Here is a 26002-nt window from a genome sequence, read left to right as displayed (position 1 = left end):
GAAACTGCTGCGCAAATGCCGTGCCCAGCACTGCGAGGAAGAGGAGGCTGAGGGCACCACGGATCCTGCGGGTCAGTGCCGACATGGCGGTGGTCAGACGGGTCAGCTCACGGCATGACTGGTCGCACAAGATCGCCGATGGTGGCGGAGGCGGCATCGCCGGCGGCATCCGCGAGATACAGACCCGTTGCGAGGGAGTCTTCCACCTTGAGGACCTCAATCGTGCCTATGGGCTGCTCTTTTCTGCTGAGGACCTGGCCGGTATCGGGGTCTTTGATGACCTTGGCGGTGCGAAAGACCTGAAATCTGTCCCCTTGCTTGATGCCAGCGCGAGCGCCGGCATTGATTGAAAAATCCGAGCCTTCGATGTCGACGATGCGTCCCTGCCAGGGCCGTTTCTCGGCGCTGGCTGCAAACTGCACCACAGCCTGGGTGATTGCGCGGCGGCAAGCTTCTCCTAGCGGGGTCTTCTTGAAGAAGTTGTTCCCCATGGTCATCTTGTCCTTGCCAATGGAAAGGTCCCACGAGGTTCCCTTGAGCTTTTCGGCCACCTTGTAGGTCGAGAGAATCTGCCCGGTGGTTGTATCCACAATCCGGATATCCATGGCCACCTTTCCCTTGGTGAACTGCGGGCCGAGGCCGGCCCTCAGTCCGGAGGGGAGGCCGGCGATGCCGATGCTGAAGCCGCCGCCCGAGTTCTCCGCGCCGAATTCCGTGATGGCACCGTAGATCAGCAGTTGAACGCCCGTGAGCTGGCCGATCTGCGGACCGGTGGTTTCGGCCACGACCCGCTGGTTCTTGAGTTCCTGCTCGCTCAGGATTTGGGAAATGTAGGAGCGTTCGACGACGATGAATTGCTCGGACTCGCTCAGCGCGGTCGACAGCATCGCCGAAATGCCACCGCCGATGTCCCAGTCGCCGAAGTTCTGTCGAAACGAGCCGATGCAATCGAATCTTCCGACAGCGACGACGCGTTTGGGGCCTGGGAGGGGTTTGATCGGGCTGACGAGCACGTTCTCGACTTCAGGCTCCGCAGCAGCGACACCGCCGGCTTTGCCGGCCTCGGGTGTGTTCGGCGTGCTCGGGGACGAAGCGCAGCCAGCCAGCCATGGGAACACCGTTCCGCACAGGAGGGCGGAGGTGAATGTGCAACGGCCGAGAAGGCGGTTTGCCGATCGCATGGCACCTGAAGGGGTCGATGTGCTGATGCAGCGGGATTGATTACTAAGGAACGCGAGATCGATATCACCCTTCAGGGGTCGGAAGCAATATGTTTCCGACACGATATAATTTGTTTTTCGCGTTTGGAGCGTTCGCCCCCTCCGCTGGAGGGACATGCTTTGTCATGCCCAGGGGACGCGCGCCGCGCCACAACGCCGGCTCATGCCCAGGGGAATTCACCTCGGAAAGCACGCACCCACATACGGCCAGTCTTCCGGCTTCTGGACCAATCCCTTCCTCACCGGATTGCCTCGGACATAATTCCAGCGGGACTGGTAATACCGCTCGCTTCTTATTTCCGTATCCCAGAAATCCCGCTGCCATATCGGCTGCTCTTGCGGACGAGGCCAGCGCATTGAGACCCTTGCTTTCACGCACTTGACCCAGGCTGAAAGGGACGGCTTCCGCACCTTGTCCGTCCCGATTACACAATCTCCATGGGGTTGGCAAAACAGGTGAATGTGGTCCGGCATGATCAGGTATTGGCTGACCCACCATCCCTCCGTTGTATGAATCACGTCGTCAAAGAGGGCATGCACGTCAGGGAAGGCCAGGATCGCCTTCCTCTTGTCGGTGCAAAGCGTGACAAAGTAGATGTGCCGGCGATTGCCCTGCCAGGGAATGATTGGAAAGTGACGTGGGTGTTTTCGGCTTTTGTCCGGAAGCGAGTTCATCGGCGAACCCTACAACGCGCGTCCCGGGCCCATGCGATGCACGCGAAGCCCCAAACCAGGGGTGTCCCCAGGTCACGACAAAGCGTGCCCCTCCAGGACAGGGGGAAAGGTCAAATGGTTTCCCGTTCGCCCAGCGACAATCATCACCCGTTTCTCCTCCATTGGGACGCACGCTCCCCCTCCGCTGGAGGGGCATGCTTTGTCATGCCCAGGGGACACGCGTCGCGCCACATCGCCGGTTCAATCTCACACTGACCCTCTTCCACCACTTCCTTTCCTCCGCGCCCTCGCGCCTTCGCGTCTTTGCGTCTTTGCGTCTTCGCGTGAAACCATTCCGGCGCTGATTTTCCACGCCCGTTCCCAGGTCACGACGGAGCGTGCCCCTCCAAGGCTGGGGAAAGACTGGCAGGAATTTCCGATGAGCGTCTCCGTCCAGAGCCGCTTTCCTGCGCACAAAAAAGGGGCCGGTCCCTGAGGACCGGCCCCTGAAGCTTTTAGGCGTTTAAGCCTGTTCGGTTAGAGGACGTACACAACAACGTCACCCTGGTCGTATGCCGTGGAGACACCGGCGAGACCGAGGATTCGGCCATTGCCAGCGGTCAGCGGAACGAGCGCAGGATTCAGATCGTTGATCACATCACCAATGCCAGCCGTGCTGGTGTCACCGGCGACCGCGATGAGCGCACCGGCGTCACCGCTGCCACCCGCCACACCGGCGGCGAAGGCGCCGCCAGCAGCCACGGTGAAGTCAGTACCGTCGGCATCCGGGCGGATGCCAGCGTTCTTGATTTCAACCGAGGCCACGTAGCCGTACAGTTCGGTGTAGGCCGCAGCACGCGTGGCTGCGGTGTCACCGGCGGCCGGAGCAATCGCCGCAGCGAGGATGACGAGGCCATCCGTCGCGGAAGCATTGCTGCCACCGATGTTGCCGAAGTCCGGATTCTGAGCGGCCGGGGGAGCATAGCTGCTGCCAGCGTCGATCGAGATCGCGCCAATGGACACCTTGTCACCCGCGACACCCGCCGTCGTGTTGACGTCGGCGTAGGCCACGAGGGTACCGTCACCGTTGGCGTCGACTTTGGCGGTCGCGTTGCCGAGACCGTCGCCGTCACCCACGGAGAACCAGGCGCCGCCGGTCGGCGTGAGCAGGGGAGCCTGCACCGAGCCGGAGAGCGTGGACTTGATCGTGAGGTTGCCCATGCCGCCGAGCGCCGAGATGGCGTTCGAGCCGGCAAAGACCGTCGAACCCGTCGAGTTGCCCTGGAGGCTGTGGGTGATCGAAACATCGCCAATCGAGAACGCGGTGATCGCGTTCGGACTGTCGAGGCTCGAGTTGCCCAAAACCCGGAGCGCTTCGCCCTGAGCCACACCACCACGAGCATTGCTCGTGAGGATGTCGAGGTTCTGGGCGGTGTACTTGACGGTTGTGGTCGGGTCGACCGGAGCGTTGATCGTCAACTTGCCGATCGAGGATGCCTCGATTTCACCACGGTTGCCGGTGATCAGCGAAGTGGCGACGTTGCCCGCGACGGAGCCATTGAAGATCAGTTCTCCAATGATGTCGAGGTTGGCACCCTTGTTGGCCGCGGCACCCACCGTGATCGCCGTGTAGTCGACATTGCCGATACGCGTGCGGTTCGTGAGGGCGTCCGAAGCGAGGATCTCCGTTCCGCCGGCGAGCGATGCATTGCCGTTGAACGTGATCTTCGTCATGTCGTGGGCGAGGACCGCCGGGCCAGCACCCGTGCCGTCGAGCGTCGTCAGACCGGTGAGGGTCGGGACGTCGAACACGAGGTTGGTGATCCGGGTGGTTTCAGCGCCACCGATCTGGCCCAGGATGGCTGAGGTGCCCGCAATGCCACCCGTACCCGCCGCCTTGAACGTGATGTTCTCGAGGACGAACGTACGATTGTCATCGGCGACACCCAGGTTCGGGCGGTTCAGTGTATTGGCACCGAGGATCGCCAATGGGACCATCGACGCATCTCCGTTCTTCGCCCAGACCATGAGATCCTGGACCTTGGCGTTGACCGAGTTGAAGTTCGTCGCATTCGGCGTGTCGAGCATGAGCTGGCCCGCGAAGGCAGCCGTACCCTTGCCGCTCGTGACGTTGAACGAGGTGACCGCCGGGGTTTCCCAGGTACCACCGAAAACCGCATCGCCGTCGACCGTCTCGATGTTGAACGAAGCAACGCTCGCGAACGAGCCCGTGCCAGCGACGTTCACATCGCCCGTTCCAGCGGAGGTTGAACCTCCGGTGGACTTGAGAGATGTGACCGGCAGGGTGGCGCCGAAGCCAGGAGCAGCAGAGATGCCACCGCCGATCTGGCCATCGGTCACCGTCGCGTTGAACGCGCCGCCCGTGAAGAGCGCCTGCTCACCGCTTTCGATGGTTCCGACAACTCCAGCGTCCGTCCAGGCACCGCCGAAGTTGACGCCGAGGGTAATGTTGCCCGCAGCACCAACACCGCCGTTGTCAATCGCACCACCGGTGATGAGAGTCACCGCACCAAGGGTCGTGTCGAAGTCGCCAGCATTGTTGTTGGTCGTGGCATAGCTGCCGCCGAACGTGATGTTGCCGGCCTTGTACGACGTCGTGTCGGTGTAGCTGCCAGCCGTGAGGGTGACATTGCCGACGACATTGTTGAACGTGCCACCCGTACCGAAGACGATGTTGCCCGTGGTCGTGTTGGCCGTTACATTGCCGAGGATACCGTTCGAGATGCTGCCAACGCCGATGGAGATATCGCCGCGGAGCTGCTCAACGTCGTTTGCCGGACCCGCCTGGGGCAGGTAGCTGGCACCCGTCGTTGCCGTGACATTGCCGATCGATGCGAAGCGAATCGCGTCTGTACCAGCAATCTTGGCAACGCTGTCGGTCGTGAGGCCAATCGTGATGTCGCCGTAGAGGCTCGTCGCAACAATGTCGCCAACCGCACCGACGTAGTCGTCCGTGTTCGTGGTGGTATTGTTGGCCGTGACGCCAGTGTCGCCCGCGACCGTAAGATACTTTAGCGAGTTAATGCCCACGTTGATGTTGCCCTGCTGCGTCGTGGCCGTGAACGAGTTCGTGCCACCCGTGAGGGTGCCATTGAACGTGAGGTTGCCGGTGATGTCGCCGGTCGGACCAGCCGCGAGGCCGGCCGTGGCGATGTCACCCGCTGTCGCGACGATCGGGCCGTGATTGCGGCGGACCGTCAGACCAAGGGTGATGTCACCCGCGACGTTGACAATCGGGTCTTCACCCGAAATCGACGAATTGGAGTCGATGTCGATGTTGGAACCCGTAGTCAATGTCACCGGACCCACGTTCCCCTGGATGCCGGACAACATGATGTTGCCCGTCGCAGCCGTGGCCGTGAGCGAGGTGATGGTGCCGACGTTACCGTTGCCTTCGGCATCGTTGTCGCCGTCGATGGTAATGTTGCCCTGGGCGATGATGTTGTCAGCGCCGGACACCGCCGTAATGGTGGAGCCCGTCGTGATGACAACCGCGCCGTAGGTGGAGCCCGTCGTGGTGCTGTCGAGCGTGGCCAGGATGTTGCCATCCGTGCTGGCCAGCGCGACTGCGCCCATGGTGCCGGTGTCTTCACCCGTCGAGCGAGTGCCATCGAGATCAGCGTTGTCCTTGTCGAACCCGAGTTCGAGATCGACGTCGATCGTGCCGCGGTCTGTGGTCGCATTGAACGTACCTGCCGCGCCTGCAAAGAACGCGTTGGCCGAGGCGTTGCCGAGGTTGGCCACAGTTCCCGCCTTGCCAGCGAGGCCGGCTGCAAGAACCGACGTGTCAACCGCCTTGAGCGTGATCGCTCCGGTGCTGCCACCGAAGTAGACGGGGGTTGCACCCGTGCCGAGGAAGACGTCACCCGCGAAGGCGACGACGGGATCCTCGGTGGTAATCGCCGTGTTTGTATCAACGTCAACCTTCGCGCCGGCCGTGAGGCTGATCGCTCCGGTGGCATTGAAGTCACCAGTGATGCTCGCACTGCCGTAGGCTGTCGTCGCCGACAGATTTCCAACCGTACCTGCGAAGAGGAGCAGGTCATCGGCAGTTCCAAACTTCTTGTCCGTGCCCTCGGTAGGGAAGCTGGACAGACCTTGGATTTCCGCACTGCCGTGGGTGAACTTGTCCGCGCCGCCGACTTCAACGATGGATGAGCCCGTCGAAACCGTGACATTGCCAATCGTGGAGCCGGACGTGCGTCCGCCAACACCAATGATGACATCACCGAACGTCGAAGTCGCGGTGATGTCGCCGAAGGAGCCGGTGTCAATGCCGGTGTCCGGTCTCGCATCTCCGTCGTTGGCATCGAAGCCGGCGACGAAGTTGACGTCGATCGCGGTGCCCGAGGCACCGTTGGCGGTCGCCGTTGCGGCGGTTGCTCCACCGCGGGCTGCGGTCAGCGTCCATGAGCCAACACCTGAGCCTGCACTGAAGACCTCACCCATGATCGTGCCCATTTCGTACACCGTAAACGCCGAGGCGCCTGTGGAGCCTGCGATGTTCAAGGTGGTCAAACCGGTCACGTCCGCGAAGGTATTGTCTCCGGCAGTGTTATTGCCGAGGATGATGTCACCCGCGAAGGCCACACCCGGATTTCCGCCGCCAATGTCAGCGTCGGTATAGGTGCCGGTGTTGATCGTCACTCCGGCGATGGAGCCGAAGTTGCCGGTCAGCGTGGCGTCACCGGTACTGACGGTGATGCCGATCGTGCCGATCGAACCTGCGCTGAAGTTCGTCGCAGGAGACTTGCCCTTGACCGTAACGTTGCCGACGTCGACCACCGTGTCTTTCCCATTCGCGACAACCTTGTAGATGTCGTCATCGGAAACGGCCGTGACATTGCCGATCTTGGAACCGATCTTCGAGCCATCCGCAGTGGCGATGCCCAGGCCGAGGGTGATGTCACCCGCGGACGTGGATTCCGCCAGTACGTTGCCAACGCTGGCGAATTCCAAGTCACCCGGAACGTTGTTTGCGCTTCCGTCGGTGATCTTGCCGTCGCCATTGATGTCATAGCCGAGGGCGATGACATCGAGGTTGATGTTGGCGCGCTCGGTCTTGGCGTCAACGGAGACCGCATTGGCCGCCGCACCGCCGAAGGTGGCGACGCCGGTGATGGCGCCGCCGGTGATCGTGCCCGTGCCCGTCGCACCGAGGTTCGTCGTGCGCAGCGTGGCGGTGCCATGCGTGCCGAGAACCGTCGGGCTGTAGGTGAGATTGCCAGCGAACGTCTTGTCGTTGGCTCCGATATCGTCGAGGTAACGGGTGATCGTCAGGTTCTGATTGCCCAGACCGCCGAAGGTGCCGTTCAGCACGATGTTGCCCTGGACCGTGCCCGCGGTGATGTTGCCGACGTTGCCGCGGTTGCCCGTGTAGGGACCGAAAGCGGCTGCGTTGGTGGCATCAGCGCCCACACCCGTGATCGTGATGTTGGCCGCATCCGCGAGAACGTCCGCCGCCGTGGCGGAGGTGCTCGTGTAGCGATCAGCCACCGTGACACCGACGTCGCCGAACGTGAACTGCGGGACGAGGTTCTTCGCAAGCACCGCAGCGTTGTTCTGGTCCGTGCCAAGCTGGAGCGTCACATCGCCACCGGAAGTGGTCTTGAGTGTGCTCGAGCCGAACGTGCCATATTCGCTGGCGGTGATGTTGCCGCTTCCGTCGGCGTCGTAGTCCTGCGCCCAGATCGAGAGGCTGGTATTGCCACGAACCGAGTTGGTGACCAGCGACGATGCACCGACCGCAGCGCCGCCGTAGTAGGCGGTGCCCATGATCGTGCCGTCTTCCGCAACCGTGTAGGTCGAGGTGCCGTGTTTGCCGTTGACGATGAGAGCAGCGGCCTCTGCAACTGCGAAGCCGCCACCGAGTTGGATATTGCCGCTTCCAAGCAGAACCGGAGCTTCAGCCGTGGAATTCGGATCCGTGTCAGTGTCCGAGTAGGACGTTGTCGTGAAGGTCGAGGTGCCAAGGTCGCCGAAGACACCGCTGTGCGTGATCAGACCGGTATTGGTGTTGGCAACGAGGTTGCCAACGGCACCGACCTGAGCAACGCCGGCGATCGTGATGTTGCCAGCTGCACCGGCGACTGCACTGCCGAGTGCGGTCGTACCCGTGCCAATGGTATCGGTGGCACCGTTCTTCACGCCAACGAACGCCTGGTTGTTGACCGTGACATTGCCGATCATCGACTGCTCAAGGCTCGATCTATATGCCTGAGAGCCCAAGTTAAGGGAGACGTTGCCACCCTTGCTGACGATCGCGATGTCGCCTGCGCGACCATACTCATTGGCCGTGATCAGACCGTTGTTGTTGGCGTCATAGGAGGTGGATCCAACGAACGCATCGATCGGACCCTGCTCCGCATTGAACTCGTAGCTGTTGCCGGTCGGCATGCGCCAGCCATCTGAGAAGAATCCAACATCGATGGTGCCAACATCGACGACGCTCGCCTTCACGAGGCCATGGTTGGCCTTGAAGACTACGCCGTCCTCAGAGGTCGATATGTTACCCACGGCTACACCGCCGGTGTGAGCCACAGAGCCTGCGCTCAGGGTTACCGTGCCGACGTTGCCGTCGAAGCGGGAGGTCCCCGGGTTGGCGAAGTCAGCGGCTGGATTGCCGCCGACGTTCTGCAATGCTCCGAAGAGGCCGCCAAACGCGATATTGCCTCCTGAGGTGGTGGCCGAGATGTTGCCCACGTGGCCTTCGAAGCCTCCCGTGGACTGCACGCCACCGCCGCCAGGTGCATTGGCGAGCAGGGTGTCCAGCGCATTGAAGCCGAGATCGATGTTGCCGATTTCAGCACCCGTGAGCAGGCCGCTCGGTTGAGCATAGCTGCCGGTCTTCAGAGCGACATTGCCCAGCGTGGCAACATGCGTGTAGTCAGGCAAGATGGTGCCACCGGCGAACCGGATGTCACCCGAAATGCTGCTGACATTCACATTGCCGCCATGGCCGATTTCGGAAATCGCCATGACGCCGTCGTTGTTGTCATCGTGTCCAATGATATTGTACACGACGCTGATGCCGCCGGCACCGGACTTGGCGATGAAGGCATCACCCGTCGCGGTGGAACCGCCGGCGTAATTCAGGCGGGCGTCGATCGAGCCGGAGGGCAGGATCTTGTAGGTCACGCCGCCAGCTGTGAATTCGGGAAGCGTCCTCACGGAGCCGTCCGCATTCTGGCCGTAGGTCTCGAACGTCGTCACACCGCGTTTGCCCCAGATCGTCTGGTCAGCATTGATGCTGCCCGCACGAACGAGGTCGCCGATGACACCCGGACCACCGATCGCATTGTCGAGCTTGTCGACAATGGCCGCACCGGCGGTGTAGGTGATGTCGGCCGCGTCTCCCTGGATCACGAGGGCGTTGTTGATATTGCCCGTCGTGGTGGTGACGTTGAGGTTGCCGATATTGCCCGTCGTGCCATAGTTGATGGTCACATGGCCGGGATTGTCGACCACCGTGCCCGCCTCGTTGACGAACAGCTTGTGACCGGCAGTGATGGTGATCGGGCCGACATTGGCGTCATAGAGAGCGCCATTGCCGAACGTGATGTCGCCACCATTGTTGGCGCCGGCCGTATTGAGTACGATCGAACCAATCGACGCCATGGGCGTGAGACCGTTGACCGAACCCTTCGTGCCGATGCCATTGATGTCAGCCGGAGCGAACACGACATCGCCCGATGTGGCGGAGGCCGTGATGGCTCCGATGGAAGAGGCGTTGATCGTGCCGTTGAAGTTGACCGCCGTGTCCGATCCGGAATTGATTCCGGCACCACCCGCGAGGGTGATGTTGCCGAACGCGCGGCCCGTGAGCTGTCCGCTGAAGCGGACATAATCCGAACTCAGGTTGATGTCGCCAATCTGCGAGCCTTGGCCGGTGTTGCCACCATCATCAACGAGAATGCCGGAGTTGTTGTTAAAGATGATCTGCGAGTTGACAGCGCCGGTGTTGATGCTCAGCAGCGCTTTCTGCGCGGCTTCACTCGTGCCGTTGTCCAATGCGATCAATGAGTTGAAGGTGACCGAAGGCGACACCGTGCCGGTGCCGGTGCCGTCACCGACGCCCGTGACCGTCGTCACATTGACACCCTTGTCGATGCCGGTGACGTGGAAGGCGTAGCCGCCATTGCCAGGGCCAAACACCACATCTTCGAAGCCCGTGGCGTTGAAGCCCGCGAGTCCGATATGGGACGTGCCGCTGTTGGTCGCGGTGATGGCTGCCGGTGATCCGATCACACCACCAACGACGAGGTCCGCTGTGGCCCCGGCGGTGTTGTTGATCGTGATTTCACCAATGGTGCCAACGGTGCCGATGACGGCCTGGTTGTTGTCTCCGGATGCATTGATCAGCACGCCGCCGAATGTCATGTCGACATTGTCGGTGATGCTGATCTTGCCGGTCGTCTTCTGCTGGGCTCCGAGGAGTCCGCCGATGAGGATCGAACCGAAGTTATTGTACACACCGTCGAGGTTGCCGCGGTTGCCGCTGACCACCGTGACGGTCGGGGGTCCGAAGACATCGACCACCTGGGTCTTGCCTTCGAACAGAGCCGTGTTCTGGCGGTAGAGGACGTTGCCGAAGGAATCGATGATGGGCGCCCCGCCGGCGAGGGCGGGCACGCGATCACCGGCCTTGGCGGCGACCATGGCCTTGGAGTTCAGATCATAGACCTGGGCACCAGCCTTGACGTCGTTGGCCGTGACGAAGTAGGTGTCGTCGAGCGGGCCGGAAACGCCATCCGGATCATAGTTCGTGACCAGCTTCTGGCCAAGCGCCGGATTGGTGACGAAACCATTGTCGGTGAACGGCGAGAGGATGCGCACGAAGGATTCGCTGCCCGGGATGAGCTGCGTTTCCGTGCCGATCTTGGCACCGGGAACCGTGTTCGTGGTCGTCAGACCCTGAACCGTGATGTTCCCGTAGGTACCATTGCCTGTACCTCCATTTTCCATCAAACCGATCTGGATGAGCCGGGTGTCGATTCCGTCGAGGTCGACATCACCGCGGACATCGATGGTTCCAATATTTGCAGAACCGTAACGACCAACGTCATTTGGAGCCGCGCCGGGGTTGCTCTGGGTGACAAAGACCGCCTGATTGACGGGCGAGCCCCAGATATCGCCACCGACCTTGACATTGCCGATGCCCGACATGCCCTGGATCGTGCCATTGACAATCGAGCCACCGGTCGATGCGCCAGCGGCGTCATAACCGATCGAGACATTGCCGATCTTGCCTTCGACGTCGACGTAGGCGCCACCGACGGTGCGCTGCGACGGAGTCCACGCATTGCCGCGGGTAACGTCCGTGCTGATGATGCCGGAGAAGTTATTGCGGATGGTGACCGAATTGATGTCCTCAGCGCGCACATCCGTGAACGGTCCGGTGCTGCCGCCGACCAGGAGGGCATTGAGCGTGCTCTGCTGTCCGTCACGAATTGTCCCCATGACGGTGGCGCGATCAAGACCATTGACAGAAACCGCGCCGTCGAGGTTGCCCTTGATCTCAAGAGTGCCGTCGATGCTGGCACCGAAGCCGTCAACAATGAGACTGCCGTAGAAGTTATTGTTGAACGTGACGTTCGCACGAGCGTCCGCCAGATTCATTTCATAACCAGCGGGCAGGTCACCGGTGATGGTGATATTACCGAGGAAGCTGCGGCGCTCGAAGGCGTAGTCGAGACTCGCCTGAATGCCACCCTTCGCCAGCCAGTCGCCACCATAGTACTTCGACACATCCGTGCCGTTCTGGGTGACTTTGACCGCCTGGGGATTGGTCCAGTCGTAGGTCCAGTCGCCCGACATCAGCGTCTGCTGCTCAATGGCTGCGAGACGGATGGCGGCGGCATTAACTGGAACCGCGGGACGGAAGTCCAAGTTCGCGGCTTGGCCGTCGGTGCTGTTGAAGAAGCTGAAGCCAGCGATGGTCTGGTTTACAGCATTGCCCGGTGAACCGCCCGGAGGACCTCCTGCGGCGCCACCGAAGCTGTCGAACGAAGTGCCGTTCGACTGGCGGAGATCGCCACCGCGGACGCTGACGTACTGGAACTGGCTGTTCGAGTTGAACATCAGGGTCGGAACACCGGAGCCCTTGGCATCGATGTCGCCGATGACGACTTTGCCTTGAACGGCAACGTTCTCACCGCGGATACCGACGACTCCCGTCTCAGCCGAAAACACCGCGCTGCCCGCGATGATGCTGCCCATGTTGGTGAAGCCGGCATTGTTCTTCTCGTTGCCGACAAGAATAATACGGGCGATGTCGGCGAGTCCGTTGCCGCCATTCTTGTTCGGGTCATTGAAGAACCCGGGATTCTGCAGCTTGCCGGCCGCAAAAATATTCAGGTTCGTCGAAAGCTCGGACTTGTCGATGGTGATGGTGGCCAAGCCCTGCACGTATCCGCCCGCGGGCAGATTCTGGGCGGGATTGGGGTTGAGGTAACCGGCATCGCCGGCACGTTTGAGGTCCTCAAGCGTGATGTGCATCGTGCCACTGCCGGCGAATTCCGCCTGCACGATGTCGCCACCCTGATCGAGGAACGACACCCGGACGATCTGACCGGGGTCGGGAGTTACGGTAACGCTCGGACCGGTCATGAGGACCTGGTCATACACGTTGCCGTTGGAGTGAGTGAAATCACTCAACACCTCAACGCCTCCGCCAACAACGTTGGCGAGCAACTGGCGTTGTTCGAGCGATTCAACCCGAAGGTTGGAACGCGAGTTTTTAGCTTTTTTTGTGCGTTTAGCCATTTTGTTTTTGGTTATCTACTGCGTAAGGAGTAACCCGCCGCCGTGAGGCGGCTAATCACTTTTAGGCGGAAAGAGAGTAGCAGAAAGCCACCGGAAATTACTATCATCCTAAAGGATGATTTGATGTCTAATTCTCCCTCTCAAATCCCGATGTGCAGAGGCGGGAAAAATGCATCATCCGTTTCGCCGAATCCCGATGCCAAAAAATTGAGCCAAAATTTGCGCAATTCTGTGTAAAAATCGGGTGCGGTTTTAGTCCGAAAGAATGATGTTAATGTTTCTGATTGGCTGAAAATTTGGCTTTAATTGCCATCCGATGGCGTGGAAATCGTGATAGCCTGTCCCTGTTTTCATTTTGCGGTATGGGCGATTTATTCGCCGCTGTTACGCGCCGTTCGTCCCCTGGTCACGACGGAGCGTGCCCCTCCAAGGGAATGAAACCTCTCCGCTATTTTCTCTCCGCCTTCGCGTCCTCGCGACTCCGCGTGAAAATCTCCGGCGCTATGAAAAATCGGTCTTTTCAATGCTGGGTTTCAGATCGGAAACACCGAAAAACCGGGGCTTGAAGGGACCGTGGTGCACACTGAATGCTGCCACATGCCCCAGCCTGTGCAACAGCGCCAAAGGCGCTCCATCCCCGCGGTCCCCCATGCCCACCGCCAGATCGATCAGGTACTCCCCAGCGCCCAACGACGCCGTCCACTTGTACCTCACCAGGAATTGCTGCCCTGCCTCCGCTTGGTAAAGGGGCAAGTCCAAATGGCAGCTCGAAACGCCGAAAACCACAAAATTGTGCCGCGTGGTCACTTCCATCGAAAACTGGAGCTCTGCCACGTCGATCGTGGATTCCACCACGCACTCACAAACAACATCATCGCCGAGCTCAAAAACCGACGCCGGACGGCCCTGCGCATCGAGCAGACGCACCGCCACGATCTCGACTGTCCTCGAGCCTGCCTCCGACGCCCCTTCCCGCCAGTTGCGGCGCTCGTTTTCCATCAATCGCGACTGCCGGGGTGCCGTCGCGCCGGCCGCCACCTGCCGCGCCGGTTGGTGCAGCGCGTGAAAATAACTCACCGCCTCGGCGCTGGGTCCGTAAAAAACCGGCCGTCCTTCATGCAGAACGAGCGCGTTCTTGCAAAGCGCCTTCACCGAAGGCAGGTCATGGCTGACCAATAGCAGCGTCATGCCATTCGCCAGGCGTTCCTTGAAAAAACGCGCGCACTGCGCCTGAAAAAAGATATCCCCCACGGCCAGCGCCTCATCCACAATAAACAGCTCGGGCTCCAGGATGGTCTGGGCCGCAAACGCGAGGCGCACCATCATGCCGCTGGAATAAGTCTTCACCGGCTGATCCAGGAAATCGCCGATTGACGCAAAGGAAACAACCTCCGCCAGCGCGTCCTCGGCCTCCCTTGTGGTCATTCCCTGCAGACTCGCCGTCAGCAGCACGTTTTCCCGTCCTGTAAAATCAAGATTGAAGCCGGACCCCAGTTCCAACAGCGCCGCAACACGACCGCTGCACGCCACCTTCCCCGTACTGGGACTCAGCGTGCCGGCGATGATCTGGAGCAACGTGCTTTTCCCCGCTCCGTTGCGACCGATGATCCCCAGGCTCTCTCCGCGATTCAGGTCAAAAGATACGGGATGGAGCGCATGAAACCTACGGGCCCGCTTTTCCGCGGACCGGCGCATCCCCTCGCGCCAGGCAGCTGGCATCATCGGAATCGAAGCCATCGATTCCAGCATCGGTGCAATCAGCCGATCCGACGGTGCATGCCAAAGCCGATAGTCTTTCGAGACGTTGTCGACCGACAGAATGGGGGAACTCATAATAGCCCAATGGCATCCATCGAACCACGAGTTTCACTGAATGAAAACGCGATTATCGGCCGGATGTTTCAAAATCAGCGTTGGGCGGGCGCGTGTGGACAGGCTGAATTGAAAGTTTGAAGGCAACCCGGTTCCTCAACGGCGAAGCAGGGAGTACTCGTTGAGCTCCAGGGAGCGGTCATGAAACCACTGTCCCTGAACTTCTAAATCCTTTCCCGCCAGATCCGACCAGAGGTATGCAAAATCCCCCGCGACTTCCGGCTCCCACGTGGCCGGAAGCTGCGCACGCAACTGAAGCCATGATTGCGCATGAGGACTGCGGACGTCAGCCGAGAGGGTCGGCTGCCAGCTGCCGTCGCGGCAACCGTATCCAAACCAGAATCGCTCCTTCTGCCAGTAATAGCCAAACCATGACCAGGTACCCAGCGTATCGCCAGCGGTCCACGCCACCGGCTCGGCTGCGCGTCCCATCAGCACACGATGGGTCATGCGCAATTTTTCCAGGACACGCTTCCAACCGATGCTCCGTTGCACCAGTTCTCGCAGCAGTTCACCGTCGGTCATGGCTATGGATGGATCCTCCCTGGGTGCATCTGTCGATCATAAGTCGAAAAACGCGGAAGAAAAGTCCGGGGAACAATAACTTCGGACGCGCAACCACAGGCTGGCCCTGCAATTCATAGGCGCAAGAATCCCTTGATCCATGGTTTTTCGAAGCCCGAGCGCCGCGATTTATTCCTAGCCAGAGGAAGGGTTTCACATCAGAAGTTAACCTTTGCATGTTGAGGCGAACGATTTCAAAAGGCCGTGGAGCCACGCTGGGGAATGGCCTGGCGTTGATGATTGCATGCGCGGCGGTCGTTGCCACGCCGATCACGGCAAGGGCCGCGGAAGGCCCGGCTGAACCGGGCCAGCCGTGGTATCGATCGTTGCTCAGGAAGATACTTCCGGATCACAGGGACGACGCAGGGCCTGAGGCCGTAATGAGCGGCCGCCAGGGGCGCCGATGGATCTTCTTCCGCAAAGAAACTCCCGCAGCTCCCTTGCGCGGCCTGCCTGGGCTCTCGCCCGAATTGTCCGCACCCGGCTACGTCTGGACGCTTGACACCGCGATCTCCCGGGCACTCGCCGCCAATCCGGCACTGGTTGAGGCAAAACTGATGGTCGAGCGGCAGACCAACCTCGCCGTCGAGGCCGGCTCGCGCAGGCGACCGCAGGTGGCGGTCACCGGCGGACAGGACTGGCGGGATCCAAACTCCCTCGATGCCGGTCCGAATGTCACCAATCCGCGGACCGCGCTGGCCGACCGCAGCTACGACATCCGCATGGAATTGAGGCAGCTCCTTTTCGACGGCGGCGGCATTTCCAACTCGGTCAAAAGCGAGAAACTGAAGACACTGCAAACCCGCCTTGCCCTGCAGCTCGCAGCCTACCGCACGGTGGCGCTGGTCAAACAGCACTATGAGGCCGTCCTGTTTCGTGAAGCCACGCTCGCGAATGCCCGGCGTCGCGAGGAATCCGTCCGCCAGATCGCCGAATTCACGGAACGCCGCTGGAAGCTCGGCGAACAGACCGAGCTCGATCACCTGCGAGCCCAGACCGAACTTCGTCTCGCGCAGGCCGACATCGTAAAGGCCCAGCGCGACCGTCAGCAGTCGCGCATCGATTTCGCCCGGCAGCTCTACCTGCCCCCGCCCGGGGACTCAATGACGTCGTTCACGCTCTCCGGCCGGCTTGAGCCCGATTCATTCAAGCTGCCCCGTGATGAAGCCATCAGCTTGGCTGTCGCGCGCCGCCTGGACCTGCAGTCCGCCCAGCTTCAAACCCAGATCGCCGATGCGGTCGTGAGGGCCGTCAGAAGCGACGCCTTTCCAAAGATCGAGGCCAATGCGGGCTATGGCTACCGCTCGTCCTACTACAACTACAAGCGCGACCTCGACGGCTGGTCCGCCGGCATCAGCGGGCGCTGGCCGATTTTTGACGGCAATGCCGTGCGGTCGCGCACCCGGGCCTACCAGGCCGAGCAGCGCATCTCCCAGGTGCGGCTGGAAGACATGGACCTCAAGGTGCGCACCGAGGTGGCCGACCTCTACGGCGGGCTCGAGCTCGCAAGGGCCTCGCTGTCCGCGCAGGAGGAGGCGAGGGTGCTGGCGGAGAAATCGCTCGCGTATTCAAAACGCGGATACGAGCTTGGCCAGGCGACGCTGCAGCAGGTGCTCGAGATGGAGGAGGTTCTTCTTCGCGCGGAGAACGCCCGGGCTGAGGCGGTCCTGACGCTGAACGCAACGGTGGCGCAGATCGAGTACACGGTCGGCGGCGCCCTGCCCGGAGGGCGCGATGTCGGCCCCGAGGTCATGCCATGAGCGGCACGCTGGCGACGATTCCCCCCGCACCGACGGTTTCACCGGAATGGCTGATGATGGCCGAGTCGGTGCCCGCCCCGCTGCGGGTCGACCTCGTGATCCGCCGGCAGCTCTTCAAGTTCGAGGACTACTACGTCGTCAAGGACCCGCTGTCGCTCACGTATTTCCGCCTGCAGCCCGAGGAGGCCTACATCGTCGGCCTGATGGACGGCCGGCGGAAGATGCGCGAGATCTACGCCGCGTATCTCGAGCATTATCCCAACTCGGACCGCTCGCTCGAGGACATCGCGACGTTCGTCAACCAGCTCGGCACGGGCGGACTGCTGAGCATCAATGCGCGGTCGTTCATCGACACGGCGCGCAAGGCAAAACTCCGGCCAAACCACTGGCTCATGGTCTGGGGCAAGGTGGTTTCCGGAGTGCTTTTCTTCAAGGTCCCGCTCCTCGATCCCAGCCCGTGGCTCGGCAAGGTCGTGCACGCGGTCCGCTTTTTCTGGACCCGCTGGTTCGTCGCCCTGAGCCTGCTCTTCATCGCGGGCACGCTGGTGCGCCTGGCGATCAACCGCGACGAGATTGCCAATCCCGGGATCAATTTCTTCTCCGCCAGCAATCTCGCCCTCGTGTGGGTGACGATCATCTTCATCAAGAGCATGCACGAGTTTGCGCATGCGACGACCTGCCGGCGCTTCGGGGGGGAGGTGCACGAGATGGGCTTCTGCCTCATGTGCTTCACGCCCTGCGGCTACGTGGACGCTTCGGACGCGTGGATGATGCGGCACAAGCGCCACAAACTCTACACGACGATCGCCGGCGTGTTCGTCGAACTCAACCTGGCCTCGATCGCGGCGCATCTCTGGCTGCTTTTTCCCGACGGCGTGGCGCGCAATCTCGCGTTCAACGCGATGCTGATTGCGAGCGTCAACACACTCCTGTTCAATGCCAATCCACTGATGCGTTTCGACGGCTATTACGTCGTTTGCGACCTGCTGGAGATTCCCAATCTGCGTGCAAAGGCCATCGCCTACTGCTCGTACCACCTGCAGCGCCTGCTGCTCGGCTATCGCAATGGGCAGCAGGCGGCGCTGATGACATCCGACACGCGGGGCAGCGTTTTTCTCATCTACGCCATCTTCGCCTACCTGTACATGATCTTCATCATTTACGGGCTGACGCAGATTTTTGCGCGCGTACTCGCGCCGTATGGCTTGCATGACATCGGGCTTCTCCTGGGAATTTTCGTCGAGGGTTCATTCGTCGCTCTTCCCTTCATCAAGGTTTTTATGGATGCGTTCAGTCCCGGAGCTCACATCGTCAAGTCGGGCCCCACGCGCTGGTACGTCCTGCGCTCGCTCGGCATACTCGCGGTGATCGTGCTGCTGCTCTTCACCGTGCCGACCCGGTTCTATGTGTCGGAACAGGCGGTGGTCAGCGCCGCCGGGGCGGAGGACATTTCGCCGCAGGTCACCGGCATGGTGACCGAAGTGCTGGTTTCCACCGGCCAGTCCGTCAAGGCCGGGGATGTCCTGGTGCGACTGGAAAACTCCTCCCTCGTGGCGGATCTTCTCCAGAAGCAAAATGATCTGGACAGGGCGCGGCTGCGTTTTGCCACGCTGCAATCAACACCCAACTGGAAGTCCAGCGAAGCGCTGCCCGAGGCGGCCAAATCAATGGACATCGCCGCATCGGAGGTTGCGCGTGCGCAGTCCGATGTCGACCGCCTGGTCATCCGCGCCGGTCGCGATGGAGTCGTCTGGTCGCGCCGCATGGATGAACTCGTCGGACGCTATGCCGATCCAACGTCGATACTCATGCGCATTGTGGATCCCACAAAACTGCGGCTGCTCGTTCCGCTCTCGGAGGCGGAGGCGGAAGTTGTCGATGTCGGCAACGAGGTCACCGGACGCTGGAGAGCCGACGGCAGCCGTTTCGAGACGACCATCAGCAGCGTGCCGCGACAGCCCGCCACGGTTCATGAATACACCGCGGGCATGCTCAGCGTGTTCGGTGGTCCGGTGCCCCTGAGTGGAGGTGCGCGTCCGGGTCAGATGCCCGACTATCCGATCTACCTCGCGGAAGCGCAGCTCGACGCAAGGCCGGATCAGTTCACAATCGAGGGCATGCGCGCCCAGGTCACCATCGCCGGACGGGAAACCAGTTACGCATCGCGGATCGGCCGCTGGCTGATGCGTCTGCTCGGCTACCGGCGGCCGCACCACTGACGGCACATGGCCAACTGGCAGCAGCTCACCGACAGCCTGGTTGACCTGTGCCTGCATCGAACACTTCGGGGCTTTGAGCAGGCGCTGGGCAGGATCTGGCTGCAGCTTTCCATCGACGCCTGGGGGATCTTCCTGCCGCCGAGTTTTCAGGCGGGTGACCGCCAGCTTTTCATGGGGCAGGGTGTCAGGCCCACAGGGCCCCTGCTGACCCAGGCAGCCCGCCAGGGAATCGAATCGCTCGCTCCCGGCGGGCGGCTCACCCCGCAGGTTGTCGAGACGCTCGCAGGCGAGCTCATTCCCGGGCCCAACTGGATTCGCCGGATCCTGCAGGTCGGAGACGCCCAGACGCCACCGTTGATCCTGTTTGTCTTCCGCCGCCCGGAGCGCGGCCCATTCAACCAGACGGACCTGGAGCTGCTTGCCTGGACGGGCACGCATGTGCGCAAGGCCTTCACCGTGCTCGCCGAGCAGCAGGAGCAGGAGTTCATGGTCGGTCTGTTCCGGCTCGTCAGCAATCTTCATCCGGAGGGCATCTGTGTGCTCGACAACCAGCAGCGCCCGCTTTTCGAGAGCCGAAACTTCCGCCAGCACCTCATGCTCTGGGAGCATGGATCGAAGGCTCAGTCGCTTTCGCTTCCGCGCTCCACCGCACTGCCCGAGGTCTGGCAGAAGGCCTGCTTCGAAGCGTTTCGCACACTGGTCGATGTCAAGCTGCCGCCCACCGGCGGTCGCCTCGTCGTCTCGCAAGGCCCTGTCGTCAATCTTGCGAAAAAAATCTCCGAGGAACAACGCGTGGTCGGCGCGGTACGATACCTGGCCATGCGAAGCACGCTTGGATTGCGTCCCTATCTCCTGCTCACGTCGTCGATCGCAAGCACCCAGCAGACCCAGGGGGTTCCCAGTCTCTCACGGCTCGCCGAACGCTTTGACTTTTCACGCCGCGAGGTCCAGATGGCCGATCTCATTCTCAGGGGGCATTCCGCGGACGAGATTGGCACTCGGCTTAAGATTGCGCTCCCCACGGTGAAAACCCATATTCGCAACATTCTCCGCAAGGCCGGCGCAAAGACCCGCCTTCAGTTCATCGGTCTCGTCAGATCCGGGTAGTTACCCTTCAAATTCCAAACAGCACACACCTCTGCGCAAACATCCTTCATTAGAGCATTCTTCCCCTGCGATTTTAGGCTTTCGCAGGTGGCAAAAAGGGAAGACGATCATCCCTTAACCGTTTCGAATGACAGCTCATCCAAATGCCGCCGCACACGTTCAAAGGCAACTGAACGACGTGTCGGCCCGACTGGCGCAACTGGCGAAGGAATCGCCGGACCTGCCGGTGTACCTGAAGGCGCACGCGGAGTGCATCCTGCAAATCCTGCGCCCGCAGGGATTGTCGTACGAGATGCTCGCCGGAAGAAGCTTTCAGCGGATGGTGGCGAGCCAGTGGGAGACGCTCAACTTGAAGGATTCGCCCGAGCTCGCGGAATCGTTCCGCAAGGCCATCCACCGGGTGGCCGAGACCGGGCATCCCGTCACCTTGCCCGCCAAGCTCCAGGCATCGAGCAACCTGCCCGGGCTGCAGCCTCAGGACGCACCGGCGCCGGAAGAGCTGTCGCTCTTCAACTCGACGGATTTCGACCAGTATTTCGTGCCGATTCTCAGCGGCAATGTGGTTTCAGGAGTCCTGCACGTGTGGTTCATCCCGATCGACGCGCAGGCGGGCCAGTTGCGCGCCGCAATCCTTCGCCAGATCTGCGGGGAAGTGGAGCTGTACCTCAAGGCGCGGCGCAGCGGCGACCTCGCGGCCGAGGTGACCCGCGTCTCCACCTACGCGAAACTGCTCGAGGAAATTTCCGGCGACAACGATGTGGAGTCGATCGGCTGGCACATCGTCAACTACGCGCGCGAATCCGTGGCCTGCGATCGTGTGTCGCTGCTCGTGGCGAAGGGCCGCGGCGATGAACCGCTGGCCGAGGACTGGATCGGACTCGACCAGGACTACGAACTGGGCGCAACCAGCGGTCTGCGCCGTCCGCATCCACGCAGCGAACAGGCCGTCATTCTCAAGCGCCTCGCCGAGCGGCTGACACAGATGTCGCTCGCCAACTCCGCGAAACGGAGAACGGCGCTGCCCGGTGGCGCATCCCCGCAGCCGGCCCTGAATGGATCAAACGGCAACCACGGGTTGAACGGACGGCACAAGGACGAGCTCGTGGAGCAACCCCTGCCCGCCGCCGCTGACGGCGACGCTGCGGTATCCGTCGGCGCGTCCACAGCTGACAATCCGCCCCGGGAGGAGCAGGAAAATCTCAAGCCCGCTCGGCCCGGCGGCCCGGCGCGGCCGCAGATGCAGCTGACGCTGGTGCAGCGCGATCCCGCCAAGGTTGCAACTCGACCGGCCGAGGTGAACGAGTATTTCGACGCCGTGCCGATGAACTGGGCTACGGTGATGCCGCTGTTTGACCGGCAGGACCGGGTGCGCGGCATCCTGCTCTTCGAGGGAGTCAAGAAACCCGAGAAGCTCGACTCGACGATCCTGCAGATGCGCGACCTCGCGATCTCGGCGGGGCGCAACCTCGGCGCGGCCCTGTACTGGCAGCGCCAGCCCGCGGCGCGCATGGCGCGCCGCTGGATCAATGCGCGTAACAAGATTGTCAATACACCAAGAAGGGAGAAGTGGACGCGCTTCGGCCTGCCGGTACTCGTGATCGCGGTCATCATGGCGCTGCCCATTTCATTCAAAGTCACGGGCGCCGCCAGAGTCCTTCCCCGCGAACGCACGTCACTCGCCGCCTACGCGGCGACCCGCCTGCTGTCAGTCGACGTCCGCGAGGGCCAGGCGGTCAGGAAGGGTGACGTGCTCGCGCGTTTCGAAACGACGGACGTCGAACTGCAGATCCGCGCCGCCCAGCAGGAGGTCGAGCGCGGGCTGGTCGAGGTGGACGCCGCCCGCGGCGACAAGGACGAAATCCGCATGCAGGTGGCCCGCCTCGCCACGGCGCGCGCACGCACCGCGCTGGAAAAGCTTCAGCGCGACTTGGAACGCATGACGATCCGCGCGCCCTTTGACGGCATCGTCCTCGGCGCACAGAACTTGTCGGCCCGCATCGGCCAGGTGCCGCGGCCCGGCGAGGGCGTGCTCGAGGTGATTGATCCCACCAGTTGGAAGGTCCAGATAGACGTGCGCGAACAGGACCTGCGCATTCTCGACAAGAGGTTCCAAAGCCACGGACCCGTCGAAGGCTCCGTGCGCCTCGCAGCCAATCCCACGCAGGCCTATCCGCTCGCGGTCACCAGTTCGGAGCAGCTCGCCTACGGTCTCGACACAACCCGCGGGGAGTTTCTCTTTCAGATCTCGGCGCCGTTGAAGGTGGAGCCCAGCCAGCTCGATCTTCTCAAGTCGGGCTTTGCCGGTCGCGCCAGCTTCGAATGCGGCAGACGCCCCATCGCCTACATCCTGTTCCACGACTTCATCAATTTCCTCCGCCTGCGTTTCTCCTGAGGACCTTCTCCGTCATGCTGCGATCCCTTCCTGGCGCCATTCTCCTTTTCCTCGCAATCACCGCCGGCCTCGGCGCACAGACCGGCACGGACGCCTGGAGCACGGTCAGCCGCGGATCCCTGCGGTCCGTGCTCGCACCGCGGTCCGACATCAAATTGAGCTCTCCGGCAGCGGGCATCGTCGAAAAAATCCTGGTTCCCGAGGGCAGCCGGATAGTGGCGGGGCAGGCGATTCTGAGGCTCGACGCGCGGCAGGAGGAGGCCGAGGTCGCCCAGGCAAGGGCGTCGCTGCGCGGCACCGAGGCCGACCACGAGCGCGCCCGGACCGACTTCGCCCGCGTGGAGGCCCTTTTCAAGGAAAAGATCGCGAGCGACAAGCAGTTCGAGGAAAGCCGGTCCATGCTCAAGGTCACGGAGAGCCGTGTCGACCAGGCCAGGGCAATGCTGGCCATGGCGGAAGTGAGGCTTGAGTACCGGACGCTGCGCTCCCCCATCGACGGCATTTTCCTGAAAACCGTCAAGTCGGTCGGGGAGGCGGTCGAGCGCTTCGAAACGATCGCCCGCGTCGTGGACGCCAGCTCGCTTCGCTTCGTCGTCTTCGCAGACTACTCCCTGCTCGGACGCTTCACACCTGGCCAGAAGGTCGCCCTGCGGGTCCAGACCACGCCGGAGGCCGATTCCCGCGTCGAGGGCGTGGTCCGCCACATCGATCCGATTGTCGACTCCACATCCGGCACCTTCCGCATCATCATCGAGGTCGCCCCGTCCGAAAAGGCCGTCGCCGGCCTCTCCGCCGTGCTGGTGACCGGCGACGACAAGTCGCCGGGGGCCTCCAAGGGCGCCGGCCTGGCCAGCGTCGGCAACTAGGCGCGCCGGGATCGGGCGGCGGTTCGAATGACGACAATAGGTCCCCGCGAATGACTCCCCTTGAGAATCCCAAGCTTTTCACGCTCGAACAGGCGGTGGCGGTGAGGGACGGGCTCAGGCGAAGCGGGAGAAGGCTTGTCCTGACCAACGGGGTCTTCGATCTGCTGCACACGGGGCATCTTCACCATCTCAAACAGGCGCGTTCGCTCGGGGACGCGCTCTTCGTCGCGCTCAATGCGGACGAAAGCGTGAAGGCGCTCAAGGGGCCGAAGCGGCCCGTGCAGACCGAGGGCGAACGCGCGTTCGCGCTGGGAGCCCTCGAATGCGTCGATGGCATCGTCATATTTCGTTCTCCGCGACTAACAGGGGAGATCCGGGCGCTGAAACCCGACATCTACACGAAGGCCGGCGACTACACCCTGGACAAACTCGACAAGGGCGAGCGCGAGGCGTTGCAGGAGGCCGGGGCAAGGATCACCTTTCTCCCCTTCCTGCCCGGCTTCAGCACGACCCGGCTGATCGAAAAGATAAGGTCCGCCGGGGAAATCTAGCCGCGGGTCCTCCTCCAATTTCACATGCGCGTCGTCATCCTTGGATCAGGTCGGGGCTCCAACGCAGAGGCGCTCCTGCTCGCCCAGCAGGCCGGCAAGCTCGGCCGCGCAACAATCGTGGGCCTGCTTTCTGACAGGCCCGACGCAGGCATACTCGCGCTCGGACCTCGATTCGCCGTCCACGCGTCCTACGTCGATCCCGCGCCATTCAAGACAAAGCTCGAGGGCGAGGGCGAAACCCGCTTCATCAAGGCGATCGCATGCCACCACGCGGAACTCATCGTGCTGGCCGGATTCATGCGCGTGCTGAAGCCCGCGCTCCTTCGCGCGTTCTCCGGCAGGATCATCAATCTCCATCCCAGCCTCCTGCCGAGTTTTCCCGGGCTCGACGCGATCGGCCAGGCCCTCCGGCGGGGCGTGAAAATCACGGGTTGCACCGTGCACAGGGTCACCCTTGAGGTCGATGGCGGTCCAATCATCGACCAGGCCGCCGTTCGTATCGAAGAATCCGACACACTGGAATCGCTGACCGCCCGGGTGCACGCGGCGGAACACGCGCTGCTGCCGGCGGTCGTGGCAAGACTGTCTCAGTCGTGAGAATCCCTGCCCTTGCAGCAGGGGTCGCACAGGCAGACCAAGGCAACCAGAAGCAGGGGGGCGACGCCAATCAGCATGGCAACACGGGAGTCTCCCTCCAGCAGGAAGACTCCACCGAGAATCGCCGCGAGGATGATCGCCACAATCAGAGCGATGCGTCGCTTCGGGTGTTTGCTGCACGGGGCAGCGGGGTTGGGGTTGGCAACCGGATGAGCCACTGGCGTCAATCATGTGATTCTCCCGCCGCGCCACAAGCAGGAAAAGTTTCGAACCGCTGCGGAAATTTTTGAACGAAAACGAGTTGGCTCGCGTCTTACAGCGGACGCGATTCTGAATAACTTGTGAATAGCTGCGCAATTCATCGGCCTGCATGCGCTTACCCGGTGAACCCCGCGCGTGCGGCATCGTGTTTTCCGTTGTGATCATGCTGAACCGGCGGCAGGTTCTGCCCAATGAGTTCCCAACGACCGGCGGCAGTTCGCAGGCTCCTCGACGAAACAGGAACCGTCGACGCCGTCGGCATCGAGGAGCGGGTCGCAAAGTACGTCACCCGCTCGATAAAGAAGTCCTCAAAGGTGTTCGGCCTGCGGCTCGCGGTGTCCATGGTCGACCTGACGACCCTCGAGGGAAAGGACACTCCCGGAAAGGTGGCCTCGCTGTGCATCAAGGCGCTGCATCCCCACGAGACTCCCGATGAACGCGGAGCCCTCGACGCGCTTCCCGCCGTGGCCGCGGTGTGTGTCTATCCGGCCATGGTCCGCCACGCGCGAAGATTTCTGGGCGCCTCCTCCCCGGTGCGGATCGCCTCGGTCGCCACCGCCTTTCCGAGCGGCCAGACCCGCCTCGACACCCGGCTCGCCGAAGTGCGCGCGGCAGTCGCCGACGGCGCGGATGAAATCGACATGGTCATCAACCGCGGCGCCTTCCTCGCCGGAGAATTCGGTCGCATGCAGGACGAGATTCGCGCGGTGGTCACGGCCTGCGGCCGGGCGAAACTCAAGGTGATTCTCGAGACCGGCGAACTCGAGTCCTACGACAACATCCGCGCAGCCTCCTTTCTCGCCATGCGCGCGATCCGCCCCGGCGATTTCATCAAGACGAGCACGGGCAAGACGTCGTCCAACGCGACACTCGGCAACAACCAGGTCATGATCGAGGCCATCCGTGATTATTTTCTGGATACAGGCGTCGCCATCGGCATGAAGCCGGCTGGAGGGATCCGGACCGCAAAGCAGGCCCTGGCCTTCCTGGTCGCCGTGAAGGAAACGCTCGGCGATGAATGGCTGACTCCCGCCCGCTACCGCTTCGGCGCGTCCTCGTTGCTCAACGACCTGCTGCGCCAGCTCGTGAAGGAAAAGACCGGCGCCTACCAGGCACCCTACGCCTTCAGCGAGGCGGCCGAAAGCTACTGACCG

The 26002-nt window shown here is 62.1% G+C and carries 14 protein-coding genes; 8 read left to right on the top strand and 6 right to left on the bottom strand.

What is annotated here, in order from left to right; translation table 11 throughout:
• Window positions 1–107 precede the first annotated feature (107 nt).
• From HS122_19255 to HS122_19235, 5 genes are all read right to left on the bottom strand, one after another.
• The gene (locus HS122_19255; GenBank protein MBE7540534.1) at window positions 108–1181 is read right to left on the bottom strand and encodes a hypothetical protein; all 1074 of its coding nucleotides are present in this window, start codon (window positions 1179–1181) and stop codon (window positions 108–110) included.
• 216 nt (window positions 1182–1397) lie between these two features.
• A complete protein-coding gene (locus HS122_19250) occupies window positions 1398–1895 on the bottom strand; it encodes a transposase (protein MBE7540533.1) in 498 nt (165 codons plus the stop codon).
• Between the two features lie 516 nt (window positions 1896–2411).
• Window positions 2412–12659 (bottom strand): hypothetical protein, encoded by a 10248-nt coding sequence (locus tag HS122_19245; GenBank protein MBE7540532.1) that lies wholly within the window; start codon window positions 12657–12659, stop codon window positions 2412–2414.
• A 501-nt stretch (window positions 12660–13160) separates the two neighbouring features.
• The gene (locus HS122_19240) at window positions 13161–14492 is read right to left on the bottom strand and encodes an ABC transporter ATP-binding protein (protein MBE7540531.1); all 1332 of its coding nucleotides are present in this window, start codon (window positions 14490–14492) and stop codon (window positions 13161–13163) included.
• A gap of 135 nt (window positions 14493–14627) precedes the next feature.
• Window positions 14628–15056, bottom strand: a complete 429-nt coding sequence (locus tag HS122_19235; GenBank protein ID MBE7540530.1) for a hypothetical protein — start codon at window positions 15054–15056, stop codon at window positions 14628–14630.
• Between the two features lie 419 nt (window positions 15057–15475).
• Here HS122_19235 and HS122_19230 point away from each other — a divergent pair, with 419 nt between their 5' ends.
• The 7 genes from HS122_19230 (at window position 15476) to HS122_19200 (ending at window position 24587) form a co-directional block, all read left to right on the top strand.
• A complete protein-coding gene (locus HS122_19230) occupies window positions 15476–16855 on the top strand; it encodes a TolC family protein (GenBank protein MBE7540529.1) in 1380 nt (459 codons plus the stop codon).
• The gene (locus tag HS122_19225) at window positions 16852–19074 is read left to right on the top strand and encodes an efflux RND transporter periplasmic adaptor subunit (protein ID MBE7540528.1); all 2223 of its coding nucleotides are present in this window, start codon (window positions 16852–16854) and stop codon (window positions 19072–19074) included. Before HS122_19230 ends, HS122_19225 begins: the two co-directional genes overlap by 4 nt.
• 6 nt (window positions 19075–19080) lie before the next feature.
• Window positions 19081–20181, top strand: coding sequence for a helix-turn-helix transcriptional regulator (locus HS122_19220; protein MBE7540527.1), 1101 nt, complete (start codon window positions 19081–19083; stop codon window positions 20179–20181).
• 127 nt (window positions 20182–20308) lie between these two features.
• The gene (locus HS122_19215) at window positions 20309–22573 is read left to right on the top strand and encodes an HlyD family efflux transporter periplasmic adaptor subunit (GenBank protein ID MBE7540526.1); all 2265 of its coding nucleotides are present in this window, start codon (window positions 20309–20311) and stop codon (window positions 22571–22573) included.
• Between the two features lie 14 nt (window positions 22574–22587).
• A complete protein-coding gene (locus HS122_19210) occupies window positions 22588–23439 on the top strand; it encodes an efflux RND transporter periplasmic adaptor subunit (protein ID MBE7540525.1) in 852 nt (283 codons plus the stop codon).
• Window positions 23440–23489: 50 nt separating this feature from the next.
• Window positions 23490–23990, top strand: a complete 501-nt coding sequence (locus HS122_19205) for an adenylyltransferase/cytidyltransferase family protein (GenBank protein ID MBE7540524.1) — start codon at window positions 23490–23492, stop codon at window positions 23988–23990.
• 24 nt (window positions 23991–24014) lie between these two features.
• Complete coding sequence (locus HS122_19200) at window positions 24015–24587, top strand: phosphoribosylglycinamide formyltransferase (GenBank protein ID MBE7540523.1); 573 nt, start codon at window positions 24015–24017, stop codon at window positions 24585–24587.
• On the opposite strand, the gene HS122_19195 is transcribed toward HS122_19200, so the two are convergent.
• Window positions 24578–24805 (bottom strand): hypothetical protein, encoded by a 228-nt coding sequence (locus HS122_19195; GenBank protein ID MBE7540522.1) that lies wholly within the window; start codon window positions 24803–24805, stop codon window positions 24578–24580. The two genes, HS122_19200 and HS122_19195, sit on opposite strands and share 10 nt — an antisense overlap.
• A 234-nt stretch (window positions 24806–25039) precedes the next feature.
• Between HS122_19195 and deoC the strand changes: the two genes are divergently transcribed.
• Window positions 25040–25999, top strand: a complete 960-nt coding sequence (deoC, locus tag HS122_19190) for a deoxyribose-phosphate aldolase (protein ID MBE7540521.1) — start codon at window positions 25040–25042, stop codon at window positions 25997–25999.
• Window positions 26000–26002: the final 3 nt, after the last annotated feature.

The organism is Opitutaceae bacterium (assembly GCA_015075305.1).
Classification (GTDB): domain Bacteria; phylum Verrucomicrobiota; class Verrucomicrobiia; order Opitutales; family Opitutaceae; genus UBA6669.
This window is presented reverse-complemented; position numbering and strand designations above follow the sequence as displayed.

What these genes read in the sequence shown, in the direction of transcription:
- HS122_19255 (MBE7540534.1), bottom strand. Translation starts at nt 1,181, where the DNA reads ATGCGATCGGCAAACCGCCTTCTCGGCCGTTGCACATTCACCTCCGCC.
- HS122_19250 (MBE7540533.1), bottom strand. Translation starts at nt 1,895, where the DNA reads ATGAACTCGCTTCCGGACAAAAGCCGAAAACACCCACGTCACTTTCCA.
- HS122_19245 (MBE7540532.1), bottom strand. Translation starts at nt 12,659, where the DNA reads ATGGCTAAACGCACAAAAAAAGCTAAAAACTCGCGTTCCAACCTTCGG.
- HS122_19240 (MBE7540531.1), bottom strand. Translation starts at nt 14,492, where the DNA reads ATGAGTTCCCCCATTCTGTCGGTCGACAACGTCTCGAAAGACTATCGG.
- HS122_19235 (MBE7540530.1), bottom strand. Translation starts at nt 15,056, where the DNA reads ATGACCGACGGTGAACTGCTGCGAGAACTGGTGCAACGGAGCATCGGT.
- HS122_19230 (MBE7540529.1), top strand. Translation starts at nt 15,476, where the DNA reads ATGAGCGGCCGCCAGGGGCGCCGATGGATCTTCTTCCGCAAAGAAACT.
- HS122_19225 (MBE7540528.1), top strand. Translation starts at nt 16,852, where the DNA reads ATGAGCGGCACGCTGGCGACGATTCCCCCCGCACCGACGGTTTCACCG.
- HS122_19220 (MBE7540527.1), top strand. Translation starts at nt 19,081, where the DNA reads ATGGCCAACTGGCAGCAGCTCACCGACAGCCTGGTTGACCTGTGCCTG.
- HS122_19215 (MBE7540526.1), top strand. Translation starts at nt 20,309, where the DNA reads ATGACAGCTCATCCAAATGCCGCCGCACACGTTCAAAGGCAACTGAAC.
- HS122_19210 (MBE7540525.1), top strand. Translation starts at nt 22,588, where the DNA reads ATGCTGCGATCCCTTCCTGGCGCCATTCTCCTTTTCCTCGCAATCACC.
- HS122_19205 (MBE7540524.1), top strand. Translation starts at nt 23,490, where the DNA reads ATGACTCCCCTTGAGAATCCCAAGCTTTTCACGCTCGAACAGGCGGTG.
- HS122_19200 (MBE7540523.1), top strand. Translation starts at nt 24,015, where the DNA reads ATGCGCGTCGTCATCCTTGGATCAGGTCGGGGCTCCAACGCAGAGGCG.
- deoC (MBE7540521.1), top strand. Translation starts at nt 25,040, where the DNA reads ATGAGTTCCCAACGACCGGCGGCAGTTCGCAGGCTCCTCGACGAAACA.